The sequence below is a fragment of the Gemmobacter caeni genome (assembly GCF_003054195.1).
Taxonomy (GTDB): domain Bacteria; phylum Pseudomonadota; class Alphaproteobacteria; order Rhodobacterales; family Rhodobacteraceae; genus Gemmobacter; species Gemmobacter caeni.
This window is the reverse complement of record NZ_QBKP01000002.1, coordinates 368435-390951: the sequence shown is the minus strand read 5'-3', so window position 1 is coordinate 390951 and position 22517 is coordinate 368435. Positions and strand designations below refer to the sequence as shown.

The following is a 22517-nucleotide window of genomic DNA, read 5'->3' as shown; positions in this document are numbered from 1 at the left end:
TAGCTGCCGCCCTCCCGTCCGGGCCGGTCGAGGGGAGTAGGGGAAGGGCCGCGGACCCGCCCTGAAGCCCGCACTCCGACCCCGGGCACCACCATCTAACCGCGGACAACAGGGTGCCGGGACGGGACGGTAACGTGGCGGATTGCAAATCCGATGCCTCGCAAGAGACCGAGTTCAACTCTCGGCGGCACCTCCACTCTACGCGCAAGACCCGAATCTGCGCGCATAACAAGGGATCCGCGCTCATCCGCGGGTCCGGAATACGAGCCTGATCATGTCTGGGCGGGCCCCTCGGGGTCGACCGAAGGGCGGGAGCGCCCGGGCCGGGGGACCAGCCCGCTTAGACATGATGAGGTTCACAGGTGGCCGGAAGAGATCCGGACCGCCACTCATCAAGCATCGTTGGGGCGTCGCCAAGCGGTAAGGCATCGGTTTTTGGTACCGACATACGGAGGTTCGATCCCTCCCGCCCCAGCCAAAAATAACGACACACGGTGTGGTAGCTCAGCCGGTCAGAGCGCCTGACTCATAATCGGGAGGTCGCAGGTTCAATCCCCGCTCACACCACCATTTTCCGGGTCAGCGCCTGCGTCGGCCCACAACATCCCCCGCCCTCACGGGGCCTAAGCCTTCCCCGTCTCGCACGGAACCCGGAAGGACAGGAAGAGCCGTAGAAATGCGGCTTATGGGCGTGGTGCCTTCTCCGAGCAATCGGAGGGGCGCGGGACGCGACCCGTCCCGCGCCAGTGAATTCAGGATCCGGCCATCGGCCGGGCCGGAGCGGCGACCCACGGGAGCTACGCGTTCCCCGGGCGCGACCGGTGACCCGCCTCCATAGGGGGCGGTTGACAGCCGGTCCCGGCGAAAAACAAAAGGAGCGCGCGATGAGCGAAAAAGAGATCCGGATCGACGAGATCGGCGGGAACTGCCCGGTCCAGGCGGAGGGGCTCATTGACGGGGCCCCGTTCTACTTCCGGGCCCGAGGGTCTCGCTGGTCCCTTTCCGTGGGCGGCGCGGACGTGATCGGCGCCCCGGAATTCTACCACGAGGAGCCCTACGGGGACGGCCCGTTCGACGCGGGCTGGATGGAGGAGGCGGAGGCGCGCGCCTTCATCGAGAAGGGGGCCGAGCTCTACCGGGCCGCCCTCGCCGGGCCCGCCCCGGACGCCTGACGGACACAACGCGAAAAACGGTTCAACAGGAGAATAACCATGGATCATCCCACCATTGCCTTTGCCCATCTGAACGCGATCTCAGCGCCCCGGCGCCGGGTTGCGCGACAGGGGCGCGGTTTCTGGGCCCGCCTCTTCGGGCTCTGATGAGAGGACCAGGAGGGCTGCTGCCTGGGGAGGCGCGACAGGAGCCGGGATGTCGCAAGGGGTCCCGGAGAACATCGCGGTCCGATAGTTGCAAAGGGCGACGTTGCGAGCGCAACTCCGTGACGGACCAAGCCAGCCACCAGCCCTCCTTTCCGGACCCTTAGCTCAGCTGGTTAGAGCACCCGACTTTTAATCGGGTTGTCCTGAGTTCAAATCTCAGAGGGTTCACCACCAACACGGGCCGGCATAGCTCAGACGGTAGAGCATCTGATTCGTAATCAGGGGGTCGGAGGTTCGAGTCCTCTTGCCGGCACCACACCCAATTCCGAGCCCGCCGCCACTGCCTCCGGCACGCGGCGCGCCCACCCGGACCGGCCCCGCCACGGCGCGCCGGTCCCCTCGTCCCGTAGCTCAGTGGTAGAGCACAGAGCTGATAACTCTGGGGTCGGAAGTTCAATTCTTCCTGGGACGACCAGAACACCCCCCAAAGGGGGCACGACGACCGTGATCGGGAGATGAGAACCTGATCGCCACCAATGTCCCGCTGTGGCCGGGGATGTTGGATACGGGGTCCGGACCCCTGAAGTTCCGGATTGGCACGGACCTTCTCAGATAACCCGACGCGGCCAAACAGCGTCCCCGGCAGGTGGGAACCGGGAACCATTGCGCCCACGTAGCTCAGCTGGATAGAGCGCCTGGCTACGAACCAGGAGGCCGGAGGTTCGACTCCTTCCGTGGGCGCCACCTCATGCCCGTCTCTGACGGATAGGCCGGCGCGAAGGGCGCCCGCCCCAAGGACCTGTGTTGCGGTCCGGATAACCTGCCCCCGGGCGGGTGAGGCGCTTAGCGCCGGCCGGACTCCATCACCGGTTCATTTCATGGACCATATCATGGGCCTTCCGGACACCATCTGGGGGCACACGCGGCGGTAGCTCAGGGGTAGAGCATCACCTTGCCAAGGTGAGGGTCGAGGGTTCGAATCCCTCTCGCCGCTCCAGACCGGGCCCGAGAGGGCCCCCCACGAGGGGGATAGGCCCCCGCCGCGCCAGATCACGTCGCGGGATATAAGTCCGCCCTGAATTGGGCGGGGCCGTCCGACCCATCCGGGGTCCGGGACGGTCAACGGACAGAACCGCCGCCTCGAAGATCGGCGCGGCGCAACAAGAACCCAAGAAGAAGGAAAAACATCATGGGTCTGAAAATCGAACATATGGACGAGACCTCCCTGAAGGGGACGCTGGACGGGATGCTCCCGGTGCGCGGCACCATCGAGGGGGATAAGGTCAAGATCGCGATCGCAGGGTTCCTGCATGAGCTGAGCTGTGACCTCGTCACCGGGGCAGCGGCCCTGCGGCACGCGGTCTACAGCGCGATCGCGCAGTACCGGAACGCGCAGCGGTTCCCCGCGGCCTGACCGGTCAAACTTGGAGAGGTGGCAGAGTGGTCGATTGCACCGGTTTCGAAAACCGGAGGGCCTGAAAGGGCCTCCAGGGTTCAAATCCCTGCCTCTCCGCCAAGGTATACAGGGGTATAGCTCAGCTGGTAGAGCGCCGGTCTCCAAAACCGGATGTCGGGGGTTCAAATCCCTCTGCCCCTGCCAAGATTTCCGCCGGATAGGCGGCTTAGAGGAAAACCGGGTGGCTTCGTTTCGACCCCGGTCTTCAATCTCCCGCCGGACAGGCGGCTTCCTTTAGGGATGATCATCATGACTGGAAATGACCCGCACCTGGTGGTCTTCACCGGAGCCGGCCTCTCCGCCGAGAGCGGTCTTCTGACCTTCCGGGGCGGGGACGGGCTCTGGGAGGGGCACCATATCGATCAGGTCTGCAACCAGCTGACCTGGAAGCGGAACGCGGCCGCGGTCCACCGGTTCTACAACGACCGGCGCGCCGCAGCTGCGCGCGCCGAGCCTAACCGGGCCCACCGGCTCCTCGCCGCCTGGCAGGACCGGTACCACTGCACCCTGATCACCCAGAACGTCGATGACCTTCTGGAGCGGGCCGGGGCGTGGAACGTGCTGCACGTTCACGGCCGGCTGACCCGGATGCGGTGCGAGGCCTGCGGGTCCGCCTGGGAGATCGGGGCCAACCCCTGGGACCCGGAGACCGGACGCTGTCCGAAATGCGCCTCGAGGCGGGCGGTCCGGCCGGACGTAATCTTCTTTCACGAGCGGGCGCCACTCTATCCGCAGATGTGGCGGGTCCTCGCGGACCTTCGCCCGCGGGACGTGCTGGTCGTGATCGGCACGGACGGGGCGGTGATCCCGATCGGACAGATCGCGGAGGAGGCCCCCTGCCGGACCGTCCTCAACGTGCTCTCCCCGGTCCCCCCGGACCGGTGGCAGCCCGGTATGATCCGGCCGGACCGGTTCACCCGCGCCCTCCTGCGGCCCGCCGCGGAGGCGGCGGAGGAGCTTGATCAGATCGTTTCAGATCTGATGCGCGACGCCGCATGAGACACCTGATCAGCCCTACGGGGCTGCTCTACGGCCCGTTCGTCTATCGGTCAGGACATCAGGTTTTCAACCTGAAGAGAGGGGTTCAATTCCCCTACGGGCTACCACCCCCAAAAAGGCGAGTTCCGGGCTCCGCCCGTTCTCGCCTTGATCTCTCCACTGGAGAGATCCCCAGGTCCCATGACCTGGACCGGCGCGAACTCTCGCACGGGCTGCCATCGTTCTCGACGAAGGGGTTCTTGGCTCCGCCCGTTCCTGCCTTGATCTCTCCACCGGAGAGATCCCCGGATCTGACGATCCGGACCGGCATGAACTCCCCTACGGGCTACCACCACCATCATCAGAAGGAGACCCGCGATGAAGCGGAAGAGGACCCTGCCGCGCCCCCGGAACGGGCACGTGGCTTTGATGCGCCTGCGCAAGGCGGGCGCGCATCAGAAGAGCCGGAAGGCGGAGCGTCGGGCCGAGACGGTCGCGCTGCGGCGGATGGACCGGGACGTTCCGGGAAGGGCCACCCCTTCCCCGAGCGCCCCGAGGCGCCATGCGGGTGTGGCGGAACGGCAGACGCGGGGGTCTCAAACACCCCTGTCGCAAGACGTGCCGGTTCGAGTCCGGCGGCCCGCACCAGACCCTCTACACCGACGAGCCCTGTCTCGTCTCATGGGTGGTATGCTCGAGTGGACGGGCCCCTGACTGTAAATCAGGCGCTGAAAAGCACGCCAGGTTCGAACCCTGGACCACCCACCATTTTCAACCGGAGAAGCCCGAGATGGCCGAACACCCCAGCTTTCAGAGCCCGTTCCTCCCGCCCGGGGAGCCGGTCCCCGGGAAGACCCACCGGGCGGACGGCTGGGCCTATATCGACCCGCCGACCCGGTTCTCTCCGGAGGACTGGGACGGGCTGATGGGCCTGATCGGGGAGGGGAACGTCGTGGTGCTCGCCGCCACGACCGGGACGCTCCGGGACGGCCGACCCTACGTGCGCGGCCAGCTCCTGATCAGCCCGGACGGGATCCGGAACATCGAGGCGAGACGGGCCCGGCCGGAACCGGCGCCCGTCTGATCGCCCGTAGACGATATCTCGGAGATATCGGCCCCGCCGATATCCCCAACGCCGTCGTAGCTCAGTGGTAGAGAACCCCCTTGGTAAGGGGGAGGCCGGGGGTTCGAGCCCCCCCGACGGCACCATCCTTCCATCAGAACGAGGACCATATCATGACCACCCTGGACCGGCTCCGGGCCGACGCGCTCGCCGCCCGAAAGACGAAACGCCCGGAGGCGGGGCTGCTCACCACCCTGATCGGGGAGATCGAGACCCGGACGAAGTCCCTGCCCGAGCAGCGCCCCCTCACGGAGGAGGAGCTGGTCGCGGTGGTCAGGAAGTTCCTGAAGGGGGCCGAGGAGACCCTCGCCGCGGTCGAGGCGCGCCGGCCGGAGGAGGCGGACCGGCTCCGGGCCGACATCCGGACCCTGGAGGCGTACCTGCCGGCCCAGCTGAGCGAGGACGAGCTCCGGGCCTATGCGGCCGCCCGGGTCCGGGCCGGTGACGGGCTCGGCCAGGTGATGGCGGCCCTCAAGGCGGACTTCCCGGGCCGCTACGACGGCAAGCTCGCCTCCGCCGTCGTGCGCGGCCTGCTGGCCGCCTGAATATCCGAGACGGGCAAGGGGGTCGCTCCCCCGTTCGCGCACCATCGGGGCCGCACGTGCCCCGGACGCCTCTGCCCCAGCCCCGCCCCGTAAGGGCACGTTAACCTCTGCCGCCGCGTGATGAGCGGACCCCGAACCCTGCGCCGGAAGGTGGCGGGGGAGGGGGCAGCGGGGCGGGGCGCACCTTCCCCGGGTCCTTAGCTCAGCCGGTAGAGCGCCTCGTTCACATCGAGGAGGTCGTCAGTTCGAACCTGGCAGGACCCACCATCGCCTCTCGCGCCGCTCAGGCGCGGCTCCGGGTCCTTAGCTCAGCGGTAGAGCGCTCCCCCGACACGGGAGAGGCCGAAGGTTCGACCCCTTCAGGACCCACCACCTTATCGCGGAGATCCCATGTTCCGGCTCATCGGACGATACCTGCCCATGTGGGCGCTCCGCCGCCTCATGCGCCGCCATGAGGGGCGGCTCAAACAGATGATCATCCTGCGCACGGATCTGAAGATGCGGCGCGGCAAGGAGATCGCCCAGGGGGCGCACGCCTCCATGGGGGCCTATCTCGCGCACCGGCGCGACCCGTTCGTCCGGATGTGGCTCGACGGCCCCTTCGCCAAGGTGGCGGTCGGGGTCGACACGGAGGAGGAGCTTACGGCCCTCCACGCGGCCGCGCTCCGCGAGCGGATCCCCTGCTGCCTGATCACGGACGCGGGCCGGACCGAGTTCAACGGGGTCCCGACGAGGACCGCTCTCGCGATCGGGCCCGGGGACCCGGACCGGATCCACGCCCTGACCGGACACCTGAAGCTCCGGTGAGGACGCGCCCCCCCGCGCGGGACGCCGCGGGGGGACAGCTCTTCCTCGCGTCCCGCATCGCAGAGAAGGAGAAGACCATGCGACTGCGCATCGAGATCCGGCCCGCCGAGGGCGGCCAGGACGCCGAACTCTTCGCCTCCGAGCTCGCGGAGGCCTACGTGAAATTCGCCGCCGGCAAGGGCTGACTGCGCCGGCGCGCGCCGGCCGGGGAGGCCCGCACCCACCTCCTGCTCCTCGAGGGGGCGGACCTGTCCGCCTGGGGGAACGAGGCGGGCGGGCACCGGGTGCAGCGGGTCCCGCTCGGCGAGCGGAACGGCCGCGTGCACAGCTCGACCGTCACCGTCTCCGTCCTCCCCGACACGCGGCGGGGGGCACCTATCCCCCTCAAGGAGGGTGACCTCCAGCTCGAGTGGTATTCCGGCTCCGGGGCGGGCGGTCAGCACCGCAACAAGCACCAGAACTCCGTCCGGCTCCGGCACCTGCCGTCCGGCCTCGTGGTGACGGCCCAGTGCCGGAAGCGGGAGGAGAGCCTGCGTCAAGCGCGCGAGGCGCTGCTGGACCGGCTCCGGGACCTCTCCGAGGGGGAGGCGCGAGGGCGGGAGAACCGGGCCCGGTCGGACCAGGTCGGAACGGGCATGCGGGCGGACAAACGCCGCACCTACCGGTTCCGGGACGACCGGGTTCAGGACCACCTGACGGGCAGGTCCGCCGCCTGCTCCGCGGTGATGCGGGGCCGGTTCGACCTGCTCTGGGCCTGATCCGGACCGGACGGGCGCCCGGGTCTCAGCCCGGGCGCGAAAACGCCCCTCCCCGGATCCGCGGGGGAGGAGGAGGGCCGCCGTCCCCGCCAGCGGAACGAGGCCGGGCCGTTTCGGGCCCGGCCATATCATCAACAGGAGGGCTGATCATGCCGGAGAGGACGTTCGACGAGGTTATCGAGGCGCATCGCCAGGCGATCGGCGCCGCACAGGTCCGGGTCTCGCTCGGGCCGGAGGCGACCCCGGACGGGCTCGCCGCCGCTCTGGAGGGGCTGCGCCGGACCGGTGCGGTCTACGCGAGCTTCACGGAGCTGGAGCGGGAGCAGGCGAAGGTGTACCGGCTGAGCGACGTGCTCCGCCGGGTGAGCCGTCTCACCACGACCCCGTTCGAGGGGCTGCCGCCCGAGGAGGTGCAGCGTCGGATGTCGGAGATCTTCGCCCTGACCGACCTGGTCCCGGACGTGGACCTCGAGGGGGACATCGCCTGGATGCGGGCCGAGCGGGATCGTCGCGGGCAGCCGCAGCCGGCCCTCCCCGCCCAAGAATAACACACGGAAAGAAGAGGATCTGCATATGGAGAGGGACGCGTTCGGCGACCGGATGAAGGGCTACGAGGCGGCGGAGGCGCAGCGCACGCTGCCGCCGGACCTTCCGGTCCTGGTCCGGATCGACGGGCGCCGGTTCTCGAAGTTCACGCGGGGCTTCCGCAAACCGTTCGACCCGGACCTGTCCGGGGCGATGCGGGAGACCTGCCGCCTCCTCGTCGAGGAGACCGGGGCCCGGGCCGGCTACGTCCAGTCCGACGAGATCAGCCTGATCCTCGAGCGGCGTCACGAGGAGGACGCGCTCCCCTTCTCGGGCCGGTCCCAGAAGATCGCGTCCACCTGCGCCTCGCTTGCGACCGCGCTTTTTATCCGCGCGCTCCACCGGACCCGTCCGGACCGGGCCCTGGACGGGCTGCCGAGCTTCGACGCCCGCGCCTGGTCCGTCCCGGACCGGACGGAGGCGGCGAACGCGATCCTCTGGCGGGTCCAGGACGCGCGCAAGAACGGGATCAGCGCCGCCTGCCGCTCCGTCGCACGCCCCTCCGAGATGCGGGGGCTCTCCGGACCGGAGATGATCGGCCTGATGCGGGACCGCGGGGTCGCGTTTGAGACGGATTTCGCCGAGGCGGATCGGCTCGGGGCCCTCTACCAGCGGCGTGCGCGTTACGCGCTGATCGGGCAGGAGACCTGGGACCGGATCCCGGAGGGGCGCCGTCCGGACGGCCGACTCGTTGTTCGGACCCTCGTCGAGGAGGTCCCGGTTCGACGCCTTCTGGAATCGGGGGACCGGACAGCGCTCCTCTTCGACATGACGGGGCCGTCCCCGCTGGCCGGGAACGACCTCGTCGAGGCGGTGCGGGCCTTGGCGGAGCCGCGGGTCCGCGCAGGCGAGCCGGAGGAGGAGGTTCTGGCGGCGGTCCGGGCAGATCTGCCCGGGGTCGAGGACCAGCGTCTCCTCCTCCTGAGCGTCCGCTCCGTGGTGAACGCGATCAGATCCTCGGACCTTCCGCCTGTCGCCAGCTCCTTTGACTGAGCTTGCGCGACGAGGAATCATTGTATAGTTTTTCGCAATAGAGGTTTTGAGGGACGAGATGCGGGAGCGCGCCTATCTGATCGCAGAGAGCGGTCGACCGAAGGAGATCCTCGAGGCCTGGCGTACCGCCTGGTATGAGGCGGAGCTCCGCCTCTCGGAGCTGATGAGCCGGTTCGGCGCGGACGGGTGCTTCCGGTTCGGATTCGAGAAGCCGTCCCATTTCAGGTTCCCCGGGAACCGGGTCCCGGACGGCTGGACGAGGCCGGGCCCGAACGGGTCGAGCCGGCCCAAGCGGACGAACACCACGGATCAGGCGCTGATCGACGCGCTCCCCTGGCGCCAGGACCTGGCCCGGACCGTCCAGGACGCGTTCAGCCTGCCTCACGGGCTCTCCTACGAGGGGCCGGACGGGAAGGGGACCCGCTTCCTCACGACCGGGGGGCCGAACCCCTTCTCCGCCTGCTGGACCTCCCGTCCGGACGGGATCGCCGAGGTGATCCTGATCACCCCGGACTATGAGGCGGCGGCGCGGGTCAAGGGGGAGATACGATGGCTCCCCGAGGGGTCCTCCCCGAGCACACCCGACGGGTTCCGGCGGGTCACGGAGGCGGAGGTGGACCTGATCTTCGCCCAGGCGAAGGTGGACCGGGAGCGGTCCGTGAAAACCGAGGAGGCCCCGGCGATGTCGGGGCCCTGAGAGGAAGGCCCGGGTGGTGGAACTGGTAGACACACCATCTTGAGGGGGTGGCGGCGCAAGCCGTGCGGGTTCAAATCCCGCCCCGGGCACCAGGAAAACGAGGGATTGGCCGTCATAGCTCAGATGGTAGAGCGCCTGATTTGTAATCAGGATGTCCCGGGTTCGAAACCTGGTGGCGGCACCAGAAAGCGGAGGGTTCGGCCATGCGCGGCATCGCCTATCGGCGTCACACGGAGGAGCGGGCGAAGGCACGGGCCCGGCGCAAGCTCAAGGCGCGCTGGACCTGGACCCCGCCCGAGGGGCGCCCGGCCGACTTCGTCGCAGCGCAGGTCGGGATGATGGCCGCGACGCGGGCCCCCTGCTCCTGTTTCGCCTGCGGAAACCCGCGGCGGCATTTCGGGGAGCTCCTGATGGGGGAGCGCCGCGCGCTTGAGCGGTTCCGGTCGGAGATCCGGGAGATCCCCGACCACACGAGTTCGATGATGGAGATCACATGTTGAAACGGGCTCTTCTTCCTCTTCTGTTCGCGGCAACCCCCGCATCCCTGAACGCCCAGACCGGCTCCGCCGTCGCGGAACACTCTGGCGCGGCCTCGGTCGGGGCGCTCGGCCAGGCCCTCGCTGGCGGCGCCATCGGCGACATGGTGGTCAGCGAGCCGTTGAACCGCGACCCCGTGATGGCGCTTCCGGTGACCCGGGAGGTCGGCGGGATGCCGGACCTGCCCGTGCAGGACCTCTGTGCCGCAGAGGCGGCCGGCGCGGTGAACGTGGCGCTCGCCTATGAGACCTGCATGACGGCGCAGACGGAGGCTTATGACCTGATCGAGACGGGGATGTCCCGGTACGATACGGATCTCATGGGGGTCTGTACGGTCGCCGCGCGCCTGCGCGGGGGGAGCTATCAGGCCCTTCTCGACTGCCTGGGCCCCCTTCCTGATCAATGAGCGTGTTCCGGGCCTGTAGCTTAGCGGTCCAAAGCCGCCCGCTCATAACGGGTAGAGCGCAGGTTCGAATCCTGCCGGGCCTACCAGTGCCCCCTTGGCGGAAGCGGTAGACGCCGGGGACTTAAACTCCTCCGTCCTCGGGCGTGCGGGTTCGAGTCCCGCAGGGGGCACCAGCACGCAGTCGAACGGGTCAGGCCTCGATCAGGATCGGGCACCCGGTCGGGACGAGCCGCCAGATCTCCTCGATCTCCGCGTTTCGGACCGCGATGCAGCCCCGGGTCCAGTCACCGGACGGCTCCGGGTCCATCCCGTTGGGGGACCCGTGCAGGAAGATGTCCCCGCCCGGGGAGCGACCTTTCGCCCAGGCACGGACCCGGTCCTCCGGGCTTGGATAGGAGACGCCCAGGGCGAGATGATAGGCGGACCGCGGATTGCGCCGATCGATCCTGTAGAGCCCCTCCGGGGTCCTGCCGTCCCCCTGGTGAAGTTTCGGCCCCTCCGGCGTGAACCCGAGCCCGATCCGATACTCCCGGACAACCTGTTCGCCGGCCTCGAGCCGTAGCAGACGCTCCCCCTTCAGGACGTGCAACCGGGACACAGATCCGGGCGCCACCTCGACGGAGGGCGTCTCGCGAGAGGGCCAGAGGCCCGAACATCCGGAAAGGGCGAGGGCGGACCCGAAAAGGAAATTTCTGCGTCTCACGAAAACCACCTATATCGTTTTTCGCATAATTCGGAACGAACACCCAGGGAACAACCCGGGATCATCGGTTCTCCACATGTTTTGCGGTCCTGGGCCCGGGTAGGGGCTGCCCCCGGAGGCGAGTGCGCATAGCGCCGGGGGCCGGGTGCGACCCCCGCGGGACCGCTCCAAAAAAGGGGCGCCGGACGCGCTTTTCCGCTTGAACGTCTATCGTTTTTCGCACACAGATAAGATGTCCGAAGCGGTTACGGGTGGATGGCCGAGTGGTTTAAGGCTCTGGTCTTGAAAACCAGCGCGGGGGAGACCCCGCCGTGGGTTCGAATCCCACTCCATCCGCCACTTCAGTCCCTGAGTGGGCACTGAATTTACGCAACTTCCCGCCACAAGCGTCTGTAGCAGCCGGGACTTCGATCCCATGATGCGAACCTCGCCCTCCGCGACCTCGACGCGCTGCGCGAGCGCGCGAAGGTGGTCGCGACGATAGCCGCCGCTTTCCAGTCTAATACGCTCACGGGCGGTTGTGGCGAACTTGCGCAGCATCTGCGGCGTCACCGCCTTCTGTCCTGTGTTCTGGAGCATGGCCTGCGCACGCTCGGCATCAGCTTTGGCCTGATCGCGGATGGCCTTGAGGCCGTCGATACGATCTTTCAGCGCCGGGTCGTCCAGATCGGCAACACCTGCCTCGATGGCGTCATAAAGCCGTTTGAGGCGCAATTCCGATTCGGCTGAGCGTTTGTTCAACTCGGCGATATGCTCGCGGCGGCGCTCAGCGTGTTCTTCCCTGCGGTCGAGCGCAGCGGCAAGCACGGTTTCCAGCCGCTCGGGCTGGAGAAGCTGTTTCTCAAGGTGATTGACGACAAGATCGTCCAACTTTTCCATCGGCACGGCCATGCCTTCGCAGGCGGTCGGCCCCTGCCGCGCCTTCATCGAGCAGGCGTAGTAGCGATAGCGCCCGCCCTTGCCGGTGCGGATGGTCATGGCCCCGCCGCACTTGGCGCAATGGATCAGGCCGGTCAGCATGGTTGGGCCGCTGATGACGCGGGCGGGCATGACCTTGGGATTACGAGCCTTGAGCAGCTTCTGAACCGCCTCGAACGTATCTTTGTCGATAATGGGGGGGACCGGAACCGTCACGATCTCGCTGACCGGCTTCAATTCCTTGGTTTTGGAGCGCTTGTTGAACTCATGCTCGCCCATATAGGTGCGACGGGTCAGGATGCGGTGCACCTGCCCGATGCCCCAACGCCCGCCATCGCGGGTGAAGATGCGGCGGCTGTTGAGATAGGAGACGATGTTCTTGACGCCCATCTGGCCGGTGGTGCCGTCGCCCTCCAAGGCAAGGCGATAGATCAGCCGCACCGTATCGGCGTGCAGCGGGTCAATCTCCAGCTTCTTCTTGGTCTTAGCCCCGCGCTGTTCGGCGGCGACGGTGCGATAGCCGATAGGAGGTAGCGAGCCGTTCCAGAAGCCTTGCCGCGCGTTCTCCTTCAAGGCGCGCATGACGTGCTTGGCGTTTTCCTTGGACTGATATTCATCGAACAGCGCCATGATCTGCCGCATCATGACATGCATGGGGTCGTCCCCCATTTCCTGAGTGATCGAAACCAGCTTCACACCGTTCTTCGCCAACTTGCGGACATAGAACTCAAGCTCGAAGTGATCGCGGAAGAACCGGCTGAACGAATGGACCACCACAACGTCGAAGGGCGCGGGTTTCGACGTTCCGGCCTCGATCATGCGCTGGAACTCGGGGCGGCGGTCATTGGTCGCCGATGCGCCGGGTTCAATAAAGGTTTCGACCAGTTGCAGGCCGCGTGACTCGCAATAGGCTTCGCCCTGCCGCTTCTGGTCGGGAATGGAAACGTCATGCTCGGCCTGCCGCGCCGTCGAAACACGCAGATAGAGGGCGGCGCGTAGCGGCACGGTAGAAGCGGTCATAATCTGTTTCCTTTCAAAGCCGGTTGTGTCCCGAATGGGGCCGCTACTCTGCGGCCTCCCTGATGGTCCTGACGATCCATTCATTCAGGCTCTTGCCCGATGCTGCTGCGGCAATGACTGCGGCGGCATGGTCGTCAGGCGTGAGGCGGACATTAAACTTGCCGGAGAACTTCCGGCGCGGCTCGATACCCTTCTCCCGGCACATTTCGAGATAAACGGCCAGCGACTTGCGGCCTTCCTCGATCAGATCGTGGACGCTTTCGGCATAGAAGTCGGCCCCGCCATTGAGGCCTACAAACTCGCCGCGCAGCATCTGAATCTCGGGATCGAAAGCGATAACCGCCTTCTCGCCATTGATTTCGACGACATTGTTCATGGCTTTACTCCGTGTTCGTCCAGCCATTTTCGGATGCTGGCAACCGCACCTTTGTCCGTATCCGGTGAGGGATGCGGGCGATGAAAGACGCGCACTTCGCCGAACAGGAACACGCCGACGCGCGAACCTTCCCGCTCGCTGACCTCCGCCCCGAGGGCTACAAACAGCGCCTCTATATCGGCCCAGCGGATCGAGCCGTTGACCGGGCGGGCGAAGATCAGTTCCAGCGTGGCTCTGTGACGCTTTTTCATGGAGTATCCAGTATCATTTTGTAGTACCGTTTTCAAGATCAATCTCAGGCCCTGTGTCGGGCGATCCGGTGTCGGGGCCGAACATTTCATCGAAGAGATCGCTGAACCATCGTTCGAACACCTCGATTTCGGCTTCCGTGACCGGAACGGGATCGGGCCAGTCGTCGGTTACGGTCCATGTGCTGAGGTCATGTTTGGGCGGCCTGCCGGGGAACGGCCACGGATAGCCCAGTAATTCCTCAAGCTGCTCCGACGCCGTAGGCGGTCGTTCGGTGCGCCGGGAACGGGATGCCGTCACCGGCTTGTGGTCGCCGCTGCGGTCAGAAGTCATCGAGGAAATCAAATTCGTTGAACGAGCGCTGCCGCCATCCGGCAGGGTTGGCGACCCAGCGATTGATGTCGGATTCCTTCCAGCCCGCGCCATTGGTGCTGATCTTGATCTGGGCTGGAAAGGTGCCTTCGGCGATCTTGCGATAGATGGTGGACCGGGACAGCCCGGTGCGGGCGAGAACGGTCTTCAAACGGACGATACGGTCTGGTTGACGCATGGCTGCGCTGCCTCCTGCTGGGTGTTTCTGGCTATTGCAGAGACCAGACAGAACAGTGATTTATCGTTGTGCAACTGATATTTAGGCAGCGTAGGGCTATGGCGTAGAAACGGCGGCAAATAGGAAAGTTCTTCGCTCTACAATCCGATGCCCCGGCCTCTGCCAAGGCCATGACTGAGGGAAAGTTGCCGCCCCAGCCTCATGCCTGAGTCGAAATCCATGTCGATGCCGAGTTGCTTCTTGCGACCTTCGAGCAGGGATTCCATCTGCGCATCGCGCTCAAGGCTTTTTGCCATGTTGCCCATCTCTGCTCGCGCGGCCTTGTAGCCGGAATAGTTGCCTGCCGCATACTGGCGGTCGCCAGTCTGCTTGAGGTCCCGGAACCGCTCCACGAAGCGGTCGGCGCGCAGTTCGGGATTTTGGCGCATCTCGGTTTCCAGTTGCAGAGCGCGCCTTGCAGGCGCGGCGCGATCAGGATCGCCAGAGGCGACATCGGCGGCAAAGTCGGGATTCCGTTTATAGACCGCCTCGGCATCGCGGGAACCGTGAGGACGCACATCGTCAAATCCGGCACGGGCTTCGTGCAGTTCCTGCACTTGTTCGGGTGTGGCGGCCATGTCTCGCGCCTGCGCCCCGAAGATCGTGTCCACGGCACGGGCATGACGGACAAAGGCCCGGCCACGGGCACGGCGCAACGCGGTCTCCGGGTCTTCCCCGGCCTGCCGTTCCGGTCCTGTCTTCCCGGCGCTTTCCCTTTCCGGGTGCTGCACGGCCTCGCGACCAGGCGCGGCGTTGTCATGCTGGTGCAGACGGTCGAGCATGTCATTGACAGCATCGCGCATCCGTTCCGGCATCAGCCTGCGCATGATCTGTGCGACACGGGCGCGGAAGGTGATGCCGCGCCGTTCGGCATAATCCTGCGCCGGGTCGTAATCCGTCGCCATGTCCTTCGACCTGTCACGCGACAGGATGTTGACGAGTTTGTCCTGACTGGCGAAGTCGTCGCGACCATAATGCAGGTCCGTGCCGTCGCGATGGCGCGACAGGGAAACATAGCTGCCATGGGTGTCCACGCCCGGTGTCGCCAGCACATGCGTCCGATCCACCGTCATGCCCTGCGCCTTATGGATGGTCGCGGCATAGCCGTGGTCGATCCGGTCGTAGTCTTTCAGGTCGAACGCGATAGAGCGGCCATCGTCTGTCTGCACGGTCATGCTCTGCGCGCTGACCTGCTCAATGGTCCCCAATGTGCCGTTCTTCACACCAAGACCGCGCTCGTTTTGCAGGAACATGACGCGATCCCCGCTGGCAAAATTCCGGTCGCCGCGCTCGACGGTCACGCGCACGTCCTCGCCCAGATCACCCGCCGCCCGCATCCGGTCACGGGCCGCCTCGTTGAGTTCGCGGACCTCGGCGTTGGTGTGGGTGAGGATGATGCGGCTGTTGTCTGGCGATGCCTGCCGGTCGCGGTCCCAGCGGTCGATCAGATCGCCGCGCGCCTGCTCGCGCGTTTCGGCGGAATGCACCATGCCGTGACGGTCATAGGCGCTGATCGCATTGCCGGTTCTTCCTGTCGCCAGATCACGGGTCGCGTCACGCTGCCAGTCCTCGCGCTGGCGTCGCACCTCATGGATTTCCACGCCACCATGACGGTCGTGGATAGACCGGAACGCCGCGCCCGCCTCGATGGATTGCAACTGCTGCGGATCGCCGACCAGAACAACCTTTGCGCCAGCCTCGGCGGCATGGGACAGAACGCGCTCCATCTGCCGCGTGCCGACCATGCCCGCCTCGTCGATGACAAGCACGTCGCGGCTGGTGAGCATGTCGCGGCCCTGTCCCCAGCCGTGTTCCATGCTGGCGATGGTGCGCGAGGATATGCCCGATCCGCCTTCCAGATTCTCGGCAGCGATGCCGGACAGGGCAACGCCGCGAACCTCAAAGCCCGCCGCTTCCCATGCCTCGCGGGCCACGCCAAGCATGGCGCTCTTTCCCGTGCCGGCATAGCCGACGACAACGCCAAGATCGCGCCCGTCCGTCACATGTGCCAGCGCGTGGGCCTGCTCGCCGGAAAGAACAAGGCCGCGTTCTTCCGCGCGGGCGAGTGCGGCCTCTCTGTCACGGTCGCTGACCTCGTGCAATTCCTTCTCGGCCATCAATTCCGCCGCACGATGCAAACGCTGTTCGGCGTCGATCATGTCGCGGGTGGTGAAACGGTCCTCGCCGCGTCCGTCCTGCCCAAGCTCGACCAGATCGGGCGAATTGCGCATCGCACCGATGACCTCGTTGAACTGGTCGATGCCGTCGCTGTGCCGGTGTGCGAACTTCGCCATGTCCCGGCGCGTGAACGTCGATTGCTGATGTGTGATCGCGTCCAGCGCCACGGAAGGATCGGTGATGACCCGGTCGCCATTGTTGCGCGCGATCTCGCGGTGCATCTCGACACGGTCTGCCGCTTCGACGCCTTCACCCTCGATCCGCTGCGCGGGTGCGCCGATCTGGCTTTGCGGCTCCAGCCCGATGCCCTGCGCCTCAAGGCTGCGATGGTCAATGCGGGCGTCGATGTCGAGTTCGGCCAGCCGCTCGTTGACATGCTCTGCCCAGCGTTCTCGCCACCGTTCGACCATCTCCGTGCGGTTCCACTCCCGGACTTTCGGGCCGAAACCATCCTCATCGACTTCGCGCATGGTGAGCATGACATGAGCATGGGGTTTGGGCATCCCGTCCTCGCCGATGTCCCAATGCACATTCAGGTCGGCGATCATGCCCTGATCGACAAATTCCGCCTGTGCGAAGTCGCGGGCAAGCTCGATGCCCTGCGCCTGCGTCATCTCGCGTGGAATGGCGAACTCGACCTCGCGGGCAAGCTGGGCGTCCTTTCTGACCTCGAACGCCTCCACATCGTTCCAGAGCCGTTCGCGGTCGCCAAGATGCTCGGGCGCGCCATCCGGCAGCATGACCTCGGAATGGACGACGCCGCGCTTGGCGGAAAAGTCCTGCACGCGGTCGATGCGCTCGTCGCGCAGCCGCGAGGCCGAACGGTAGGCGGCGGACGCCACCGCACTGCTTCCGGCCTTGCGGCCAATGACCTTGACGTGAAGATGATAGATCGCCATCGCGATCAAGCATTGCCACGGTCAAGCGCACGTCGGAACGACGTATAAGCGCGCCCTCCTTCGAAAAAATCTCGGGATGGACCGGGCCGTGCCAGACCGTCCCGGCAACAATACTGCGTTCGGCCGCCTGTACAACTATCATCGCCACATCAACAGCTTATGGAGATGATGATGCGCAAGCCACGGGACTACGACGCGGAATTGAAGGCGCTGGAAGACAAGGCCAAGGAACTGAAAACGCGCAAGGTGCAGCAACTCGGCGAACTGGTCATCGCCACCGGAGCCGATACGCTCACCGTCGATGAACTGGCTGGCGCGCTGATCGTCTTAGCGGAAACAACCGATGCCGGAAGGAAAGAGGCATGGGCCAAGCGCGGGGCGGCGTTCTTTCGCAGCAAATCGCGGCGATCAGCGACGGCAACTGACCGCGACACTGGCAGCGCTCAAACGCAACCGGGCAGCCCGCAATCGGCATCAGGCGGCACAGGCGCGGCATGACATGCGTAACTGGCAGGTCGAGCGCCGCAAGAGAACGCGGCACCTCATCGAGCTCGGCGGTCTTGTCGTCAAGTCGGGCATCGTCGAATTGACCGGCGACGACCGCGCCATGACCTACGGCGCACTACTCTGGATGGCCGAAAAGCTCAGGAGCGAAGATGCTGAACGGGCGCGAGAACTGTGGGCCGGAAAGGGGAAGGAGGCGTTCGCAGAGGGACAGCCAGCAGGCGCACACGACAGAATTCGATCGCATCAGGATCGGGCGTGACCGATGGCGGGCGGCGCGAAGACACCACAATCGCAGCGCTGCCCGCCATTGCGCGGCAACGCCGCGCAAATGCTTGCTACTTCATAGGTTTTGGCCGAAAACTGTGTCGCGGGTTTCGGGATTTTCGCGACAATAATTGAGATATACAGATGACCACTTCGAGCCGTCCAGATTTGAGCGATATCCGCCTTGGAGATTGGGTCGATCGTCGATTGCCTATCTCTTGGCGTCCCTATGCGAGACTTGCCCGGATTGATCGGCCAGTAGGCATTTGGCTTACACTTTTCCCCTGCTTGGCTGCTCTTATACAGGCGGCCCACGGGCTCCCTGAAATCTGGCTTCTGGTGGTGTTCTGTCTCGGTGCGTTCCTGATGCGAAGCGCCGGCTCGACAGTCAATGATATCGCGGATCGCAAGTTTGACGGGCATGTGGAGCGGACCCGCTTTCGCCCGCTGGCGAGTGGTCAACTCCGGCTCCACAGCGCAATAGTGTTTCTTGCCGCAGAACTCGCCCTAGCTGCGTTGTTGCTGTTTTTCCTGACCCCCTTCACGCGCCTCGTAGCGATATGCGTGTTGCCGCTCGTGTTCATCTACCCCCTTTGCAAACGCTTCACGCATTGGCCGCAAGCCGTCTTGGGCGCGGCGTTCAATTGGGGAATGTTGATGGCATGGGCGGAGGTTTCGGGAACGATCCCGGCCGGGGCCGTCGCTATGTGGATCGGCGCAATAGCGTGGCAGATCGGCTATGACACGGTTTACGCCTATGTCGATGTGGCGGACGATACCCGCTTGGGCTTGAAGTCGACCGCGATATTGTTCGGCCGAAACGGGAAAGCCTGCATTGGCCTGTTCTATGCCCTCGCCGTCGTTTCGTGGGCGGTTGGGGGCTGGCTGCTAGATATGTCGATGCTCTACGCGGTTGGCATGGTCATTGTCGCGGCCCATCTGGCTTGGCAGGCATGGCGTGTTGACCTCAAAAGGCCGGAGCTGAATTACCGCTTGTTCCTGTCGAATATCCTGACTGGCGCTCTTCTGGCAGGCGCGGCCCTCGCAGGAAGTTGGTAAGTCGCACAAATCCTAATATCGGGACACAGGAGTCAGAAGGGACGTGGCGAAAGGGCCAGTCGAAGCCCGAAACCGATCAACATCGTCGCGAACACCCATCGTTGAAGCGTCTGCACCAGCGGACGACGGGCGATCCATCGGCCGAGAACGAAACCAGCGCTCGCATACACGAGATCGAAGGCCAGCCCCACGCTAACAAGGATCACCCCCAACAGCAGGAATTGCCCCGCCATACTTTCTGGGCCGGCGTGGACGAACTGCGGCAACAGCACAGAGCAAAACAGCAGCGCCTTGGGGTTGAGGATATTCGTCAGTAGCCCCTGATAGAAGCACGATCCACAGGAGTGCGCCCGGCTTGGCGTCTGCGTTGCCGTCGCTTCGGGCAGGAGTGACCGGGCACGCAGGATTTGGATTCCGAGCCATATGAGATAGGTCGCACCGGCGAAGCGCACGACCTCGAATGTCATCGGGCTTGTGGTGAGCAAGGCCGCAAGTCCGAGCGCCGCCAGAGTTACGTGCGCCGCTCGCGCGAGCGCCAGACCCGCCGCTGTAGCGATAGCCGGCCCACGCCCCCCCGTCGCGCCGGTTTGCAGGATCAGAACCATATCCGGCCCCGGCACCAGATAGACGACGACCAGTGCCCCGATGAACAATCCTAAATCGGCCATGAGCCCGCCCCCCGATGATAATGTTTCGGTTCAGGCTACCGTGAATATCGAGGGCATGTCCTTGCAAGTTGTGCTGAGATGCAGGAACATATTGGCGAGTTATGCTAATCTTCTCGCTAAAGATGCTAAAGGATGCCAAAATTGAAGCTGGATGCCATCGACCGCCGTATCCTCGCCGCCTTGCAGCGGGACGCCCGCCTGACTAACGTGCAGCTCGCGGAGGTCGCCGGGCTATCGCCTTCGCCATGCCTGCGGCGTGTGCGGATTCTGGAACAGTCCGGCGTGATCGGCGGCTATCATGCGAGCCTCGATCGCGCGGGCTTGGGGCTTGGTCTGACCGTTTTCGTGAGCGTCAAGGTCGAGCGCCACCATGACGAGCCGGCAGCGGCGTTCAGGGAAGCGGTTCGCGCCTTGCGGGAGGTCGTGTCCTGCCATCTGGTATCGGGAGAGGCCGACTTTCTGTTGCAGGTCGTCGTTCCCGATCTGGCGGCCTATGAACGCTTCCTGCTCGGCACGCTGCTCAAGTTACCGGGCGTGAACGACATACGCAGCAATTTTGCGATCCAGACCGTCAAATCCCAAGCACCTCTCCCGCTCGATCATCTCCCGAGTACGGAGGCGTCGCAATTATCCTAACTTTCGCAACAGTCGGTTTGAACCCATTGCTGTCATTCATCGCCGTTGATAAGCTGTCAGAGAGGCTGGTGCAGCCTGCCGCTCGCATCCGAAGTCGGAATGGTGAATGCACTCACAGCATAGCATGACCTCTGACCCTTTGGGCGGATTGTCGGCAACGCGAGCACCGGCGCGCGAAAGCGTTTCCGCCTTTAAGGAAACAGAGCATGCACAGCTTCATGGACGCCAAGATACTGGCGAAAAATCTCCGACAATCACTTGCACATAATGGAATAGAGCGCTCGCACAGCGAATGCCTTGAACTTGTGGCGCAACAGTTCGGATTAAAGGACTGGAACCAGCTTTCAGCACGGATTGCCGCGACAGCGAATCGCGCGTCGATGGATCACCTCGCGCTGCCGGAAGGCTGGAAGCTTGCACGACATACGGACCGCTCAATCTACCGGATTGGCATGGACACCGAAGCGCCCGGTGTCGCGAAGATAGCCTGCCGTGCTGGTCGCGCGGATGGCATCGTCCTGCCATCAGATAGCTTCGGCGTGATGATGCAGAGCATAACCGCCGAACCCTATCGGGAGCGAAAGCTGGCTCTTTCTGCTATGATCAGCACCGATGATGCGGATGCGGCATCGATATGGATGCGTGTCGATCAGTCTCTTGGGCAGGTTCTCCGGTTCGACAACATGTTGGATCGTGTCGGTGAAGGTTCCTTGCGCGGCACGAACGACTGGACAACCCGTCGCATCGTCCTCGACGTTCCCGATAGCGCGGCAAGCATCCATTATGGTCTGCTCCTGAACGGCTACGGCAGCATGTGCGTGAAAAACTTGACGTTTGGCGAGGCGCAGGCTGGTTGGCCGGTAACGGCCGGCGGTGGCAAGCTGTTCATGAAGCCGACCAATCTGGATTTCTCATCGGCAGCATAACAGCCAAAGGCATGTCCCATCGCAGGGGCTTGCCTTCCTATCGCAAGCGGTAGCTTCGTCCCGCGGAGCTTGCCGTGATGTGTCGCAAAAGTCAGCCGCGCAAGTCAGACTTTCGCACGAGACTTTTGCGACAGATTTTTCCCTAAAAATCAGTGATCCCTATTTTGTCGCGATATATAGAATTTGTGCGACGGATCGAAGTTCGACCGGAAGCCTATCCACTCAGGCCATAGTGCCGCTATGGTTTCATGACGTGCCTTTATGGCAGCGGGGTCCGCCAAATCTACGGACCCAACATAGCGTGTGTCGGAAATCGATGTGATGACGATAGGATCCCAGCCGAATTGATCGGCCGTTATGTCAACTATGATATTTCCGGAAACGACCCAGGCGTGGCCTTCCCATTGCGCTCCAGAGTAAAATCCGCACGCTGCATCAGGTGCCCCGCTTTTTCCGGCATATGGCGTTCCGCTCATCCATTCGGCAGGATGCCCCTCATGTCTCAGCACATCCCGTAGAAACAAGCTGGTTCTACCGCAAATATGTCTGGACGGGGGATGCACGGTGCGACCTCCCGATTGATGCCAGCGGTGCCATACTGGTTCGATAAATAATCTCGCGGCCGATGCGATACGTTGAATTTCATTCAGCTGGGTCATCCCTCTGTCGCGTCGTTGCAAAATTCCCGAAACCCGCGACATATCCCTCGGCGTGGCCGTCAAGCGGCGTTCAGATCACCGTGATTCCTTCATGGAAATTATCACCCGGAGAGGGCCATAGCGAAAATGTAGTGATCATCTCTATCGTTCTCGGCCCGCCACCCGTGAGGACATGTCCCGGTAGCTCAGCCGGATAGAGCGGTCGCCTCCTAAGCGGCAGGTCGGAGGTTCGAATCCTCTCCGGGACGCCAGGAAACACCGGGGAGACCCGGAACGGATGAGTGGCCGAGTGGGTGAGACGCGGTCCCGACAGGGACAAAAGGCTCCGGTGGAGCGTTTTGAGCGGCGAACGCACGCGGCGCAAGCGCGGGCCGGGCGAAGGCGCCGTACCGCAAGAATACCGGAGAAATCCGGAATGGAAGAGTGGCCGAGTGGGTGAGATGCGGTCCCGACAGGGACAAAAGGCTCCGGTGGAGCGTTTTGAGCGTCGAACGCACGCGGTGAAAGCGCGGGCCGGGAAGAGGCACCGTCTTGTACGAACACCGGAGAGATCCGGATACGGAGAGCTGGCCGAGCGGTCGAAGGCGCCACCCTGGAAAGGTGGTATGGGGGTAACCCCATCAAGGGTTCGAATCCCTTGCTCTCCGCCAATTTCGCGAGGG

The 22517-nt window shown here is 64.7% G+C and carries 25 protein-coding genes, 23 tRNA genes and 2 pseudogenes; 42 read left to right on the top strand and 8 right to left on the bottom strand.

From position 1 onward, the window contains the following. Positions 1 to 112: 112 nt before the first annotated feature. The 33 genes and pseudogenes from C8N34_RS26235 (at position 113) to C8N34_RS04700 (ending at position 10377) form a co-directional block, all read left to right on the top strand. Positions 113 to 196, top strand: a tRNA-Cys gene (locus C8N34_RS26235). 207 nt (positions 197 to 403) lie between these two features. Then, a tRNA-Gln gene (locus tag C8N34_RS04855) sits at positions 404 to 478 on the top strand. A 15-nt stretch (positions 479 to 493) separates the two neighbouring features. Then, positions 494 to 570, top strand: a tRNA-Met gene (locus C8N34_RS04850). Positions 571 to 884: 314 nt separating this feature from the next. Further along, positions 885 to 1172, top strand: coding sequence for a hypothetical protein (locus tag C8N34_RS04845; RefSeq protein ID WP_108128040.1), 288 nt, complete (start codon positions 885 to 887; stop codon positions 1170 to 1172). Between the two features lie 301 nt (positions 1173 to 1473). After that, positions 1474 to 1550: transfer RNA gene (locus C8N34_RS04840), tRNA-Lys, on the top strand. Positions 1551 to 1559: 9 nt separating this feature from the next. Beyond that, a tRNA-Thr gene (locus C8N34_RS04835) sits at positions 1560 to 1635 on the top strand. Between the two features lie 84 nt (positions 1636 to 1719). Then, positions 1720 to 1794, top strand: a tRNA-Ile gene (locus C8N34_RS04830). 192 nt (positions 1795 to 1986) lie between these two features. Beyond that, a tRNA-Arg gene (locus C8N34_RS04825) sits at positions 1987 to 2063 on the top strand. 178 nt (positions 2064 to 2241) lie between these two features. Beyond that, positions 2242 to 2316 (top strand) — tRNA-Gly (locus tag C8N34_RS04820). Between the two features lie 192 nt (positions 2317 to 2508). Beyond that, positions 2509 to 2733: a hypothetical protein gene (locus tag C8N34_RS04815; protein WP_108128039.1), complete on the top strand. Its 225-nt coding sequence runs from the start codon at positions 2509 to 2511 to the stop codon at positions 2731 to 2733. A gap of 12 nt (positions 2734 to 2745) precedes the next feature. After that, positions 2746 to 2835 (top strand) — tRNA-Ser (locus C8N34_RS04810). Positions 2836 to 2843: 8 nt separating this feature from the next. After that, positions 2844 to 2919, top strand: a tRNA-Trp gene (locus C8N34_RS04805). A 105-nt stretch (positions 2920 to 3024) separates the two neighbouring features. After that, positions 3025 to 3774 (top strand): SIR2 family NAD-dependent protein deacylase, encoded by a 750-nt coding sequence (locus C8N34_RS04800; protein WP_158640755.1) that lies wholly within the window; start codon positions 3025 to 3027, stop codon positions 3772 to 3774. A gap of 32 nt (positions 3775 to 3806) precedes the next feature. After that, positions 3807 to 3881, top strand: a tRNA-Glu gene (locus C8N34_RS04795). Positions 3882 to 4317: 436 nt separating this feature from the next. Continuing rightward, a tRNA-Leu gene (locus C8N34_RS04790) sits at positions 4318 to 4401 on the top strand. Between the two features lie 35 nt (positions 4402 to 4436). Beyond that, positions 4437 to 4521: transfer RNA gene (locus C8N34_RS04785), tRNA-Tyr, on the top strand. 22 nt (positions 4522 to 4543) lie between these two features. After that, entirely contained in the window at positions 4544 to 4837 is a 294-nt protein-coding gene (locus C8N34_RS04780; RefSeq protein WP_108128037.1) for a hypothetical protein, read from the top strand. Between the two features lie 50 nt (positions 4838 to 4887). Further along, a tRNA-Thr gene (locus tag C8N34_RS04775) sits at positions 4888 to 4962 on the top strand. Positions 4963 to 4989: 27 nt separating this feature from the next. Next, the gene (locus C8N34_RS04770) at positions 4990 to 5421 is read left to right on the top strand and encodes a GatB/YqeY domain-containing protein (RefSeq protein ID WP_108128036.1); all 432 of its coding nucleotides are present in this window, start codon (positions 4990 to 4992) and stop codon (positions 5419 to 5421) included. 191 nt (positions 5422 to 5612) lie between these two features. Then, positions 5613 to 5688: transfer RNA gene (locus C8N34_RS04765), tRNA-Val, on the top strand. A 30-nt stretch (positions 5689 to 5718) separates the two neighbouring features. Further along, positions 5719 to 5793 (top strand) — tRNA-Val (locus C8N34_RS04760). A gap of 18 nt (positions 5794 to 5811) precedes the next feature. Further along, on the top strand, positions 5812 to 6228 hold the full coding sequence (gene pth2 / locus C8N34_RS04755) for an aminoacyl-tRNA hydrolase (RefSeq protein WP_199750726.1): 417 nt from the start codon (positions 5812 to 5814) through the stop codon (positions 6226 to 6228). A 77-nt stretch (positions 6229 to 6305) separates the two neighbouring features. Next, positions 6306 to 6560 (top strand): annotated as a pseudogene (locus tag C8N34_RS26785) (PCRF domain-containing protein); the annotation flags it as partial. Beyond that, entirely contained in the window at positions 6549 to 6986 is a 438-nt protein-coding gene (locus C8N34_RS04745) for a peptide chain release factor-like protein (protein ID WP_145693660.1), read from the top strand. The pseudogene C8N34_RS26785 and the gene C8N34_RS04745, both read left to right, overlap by 12 nt. A 149-nt stretch (positions 6987 to 7135) precedes the next feature. After that, the gene (locus C8N34_RS04740) at positions 7136 to 7534 is read left to right on the top strand and encodes a hypothetical protein (RefSeq protein WP_108128033.1); all 399 of its coding nucleotides are present in this window, start codon (positions 7136 to 7138) and stop codon (positions 7532 to 7534) included. A gap of 25 nt (positions 7535 to 7559) precedes the next feature. Next, positions 7560 to 8564 (top strand): tRNA(His) guanylyltransferase Thg1 family protein, encoded by a 1005-nt coding sequence (locus tag C8N34_RS04735; RefSeq protein ID WP_108128032.1) that lies wholly within the window; start codon positions 7560 to 7562, stop codon positions 8562 to 8564. Positions 8565 to 8622: 58 nt separating this feature from the next. Then, complete coding sequence (locus C8N34_RS04730; protein ID WP_108128031.1) at positions 8623 to 9261, top strand: hypothetical protein; 639 nt, start codon at positions 8623 to 8625, stop codon at positions 9259 to 9261. 7 nt (positions 9262 to 9268) lie between these two features. Continuing rightward, positions 9269 to 9353 (top strand) — tRNA-Leu (locus C8N34_RS04725). Positions 9354 to 9369: 16 nt separating this feature from the next. After that, positions 9370 to 9445 (top strand) — tRNA-Thr (locus C8N34_RS04720). 19 nt (positions 9446 to 9464) lie between these two features. Then, the gene (locus C8N34_RS04715; RefSeq protein WP_108128030.1) at positions 9465 to 9761 is read left to right on the top strand and encodes a hypothetical protein; all 297 of its coding nucleotides are present in this window, start codon (positions 9465 to 9467) and stop codon (positions 9759 to 9761) included. Beyond that, positions 9755 to 10204, top strand: a complete 450-nt coding sequence (locus tag C8N34_RS04710) for a hypothetical protein (RefSeq protein WP_108128029.1) — start codon at positions 9755 to 9757, stop codon at positions 10202 to 10204. Before C8N34_RS04715 ends, C8N34_RS04710 begins: the two co-directional genes overlap by 7 nt. A gap of 9 nt (positions 10205 to 10213) precedes the next feature. Next, positions 10214 to 10290 (top strand) — tRNA-Ile (locus tag C8N34_RS04705). 2 nt (positions 10291 to 10292) lie between these two features. Beyond that, positions 10293 to 10377, top strand: a tRNA-Leu gene (locus C8N34_RS04700). A gap of 17 nt (positions 10378 to 10394) precedes the next feature. Here the strand turns inward: C8N34_RS04700 and C8N34_RS04695 are convergent. Continuing rightward, a complete protein-coding gene (locus C8N34_RS04695) occupies positions 10395 to 10907 on the bottom strand; it encodes a L,D-transpeptidase family protein (RefSeq protein ID WP_108128098.1) in 513 nt (170 codons plus the stop codon). A 249-nt stretch (positions 10908 to 11156) separates the two neighbouring features. On the opposite strand from C8N34_RS04695, the gene C8N34_RS04690 reads away from it, so the two are divergent. Continuing rightward, positions 11157 to 11246: transfer RNA gene (locus tag C8N34_RS04690), tRNA-Ser, on the top strand. Positions 11247 to 11375: 129 nt separating this feature from the next. Further along, on the top strand, positions 11376 to 11636 hold the full coding sequence (locus C8N34_RS26780; RefSeq protein WP_206752326.1) for a hypothetical protein: 261 nt from the start codon (positions 11376 to 11378) through the stop codon (positions 11634 to 11636). Between the two features lie 174 nt (positions 11637 to 11810). On the opposite strand, the pseudogene C8N34_RS26775 reads toward C8N34_RS26780, so the two are convergent. The 6 genes and pseudogenes from C8N34_RS26775 to traA form a co-directional block, all read right to left on the bottom strand. Beyond that, positions 11811 to 12845, bottom strand: a pseudogene (locus C8N34_RS26775) (recombinase family protein); the annotation flags it as partial. 43 nt (positions 12846 to 12888) lie between these two features. Next, positions 12889 to 13221, bottom strand: coding sequence for a type II toxin-antitoxin system HicB family antitoxin (locus tag C8N34_RS04680; protein ID WP_108128028.1), 333 nt, complete (start codon positions 13219 to 13221; stop codon positions 12889 to 12891). Then, positions 13218 to 13472 (bottom strand): type II toxin-antitoxin system HicA family toxin, encoded by a 255-nt coding sequence (locus tag C8N34_RS04675; RefSeq protein WP_072294780.1) that lies wholly within the window; start codon positions 13470 to 13472, stop codon positions 13218 to 13220. The genes C8N34_RS04680 and C8N34_RS04675 overlap by 4 nt, the downstream gene beginning before the upstream one ends. Before the next feature lie 13 nt (positions 13473 to 13485). Next, on the bottom strand, positions 13486 to 13803 hold the full coding sequence (locus C8N34_RS04670; RefSeq protein ID WP_242013863.1) for a hypothetical protein: 318 nt from the start codon (positions 13801 to 13803) through the stop codon (positions 13486 to 13488). Beyond that, positions 13793 to 14020, bottom strand: a complete 228-nt coding sequence (locus C8N34_RS04665; RefSeq protein WP_018631404.1) for a helix-turn-helix transcriptional regulator — start codon at positions 14018 to 14020, stop codon at positions 13793 to 13795. Before C8N34_RS04665 ends, C8N34_RS04670 begins: the two co-directional genes overlap by 11 nt. Before the next feature lie 137 nt (positions 14021 to 14157). After that, positions 14158 to 17136 (bottom strand): Ti-type conjugative transfer relaxase TraA, encoded by a 2979-nt coding sequence (gene traA / locus C8N34_RS04660; protein ID WP_108128027.1) that lies wholly within the window; start codon positions 17134 to 17136, stop codon positions 14158 to 14160. A 171-nt stretch (positions 17137 to 17307) separates the two neighbouring features. Between traA and C8N34_RS04655 the strand changes: the two genes are divergently transcribed. From C8N34_RS04655 to ubiA, 3 genes are all read left to right on the top strand, one after another. Further along, the gene (locus tag C8N34_RS04655; RefSeq protein WP_183318926.1) at positions 17308 to 17634 is read left to right on the top strand and encodes a conjugal transfer protein TraD; all 327 of its coding nucleotides are present in this window, start codon (positions 17308 to 17310) and stop codon (positions 17632 to 17634) included. A 1-nt stretch (position 17635) separates the two neighbouring features. After that, the gene (locus C8N34_RS04650; protein ID WP_108128025.1) at positions 17636 to 17902 is read left to right on the top strand and encodes a conjugal transfer protein TraD; all 267 of its coding nucleotides are present in this window, start codon (positions 17636 to 17638) and stop codon (positions 17900 to 17902) included. A 149-nt stretch (positions 17903 to 18051) separates the two neighbouring features. Continuing rightward, the gene (gene ubiA, locus C8N34_RS04645; RefSeq protein WP_108128024.1) at positions 18052 to 18966 is read left to right on the top strand and encodes a 4-hydroxybenzoate octaprenyltransferase; all 915 of its coding nucleotides are present in this window, start codon (positions 18052 to 18054) and stop codon (positions 18964 to 18966) included. Positions 18967 to 18998: 32 nt separating this feature from the next. Here the strand turns inward: ubiA and C8N34_RS04640 are convergent, their stop codons facing one another. Beyond that, a complete protein-coding gene (locus C8N34_RS04640; RefSeq protein WP_108128023.1) occupies positions 18999 to 19634 on the bottom strand; it encodes a LysE family translocator in 636 nt (211 codons plus the stop codon). Positions 19635 to 19775: 141 nt separating this feature from the next. Between C8N34_RS04640 and C8N34_RS04635 the strand changes: the two genes are divergently transcribed. From C8N34_RS04635 to C8N34_RS04620, 4 genes are all read left to right on the top strand, one after another. Then, positions 19776 to 20270 (top strand): Lrp/AsnC family transcriptional regulator, encoded by a 495-nt coding sequence (locus C8N34_RS04635; RefSeq protein WP_422387671.1) that lies wholly within the window; start codon positions 19776 to 19778, stop codon positions 20268 to 20270. A gap of 206 nt (positions 20271 to 20476) precedes the next feature. Next, a complete protein-coding gene (locus C8N34_RS04630) occupies positions 20477 to 21196 on the top strand; it encodes a glyoxalase superfamily protein (protein ID WP_108128021.1) in 720 nt (239 codons plus the stop codon). A gap of 833 nt (positions 21197 to 22029) precedes the next feature. Next, positions 22030 to 22106, top strand: a tRNA-Arg gene (locus tag C8N34_RS04625). A 309-nt stretch (positions 22107 to 22415) separates the two neighbouring features. Next, positions 22416 to 22505, top strand: a tRNA-Ser gene (locus C8N34_RS04620). The last annotated feature ends 12 nt before the right edge of the window (positions 22506 to 22517 follow it).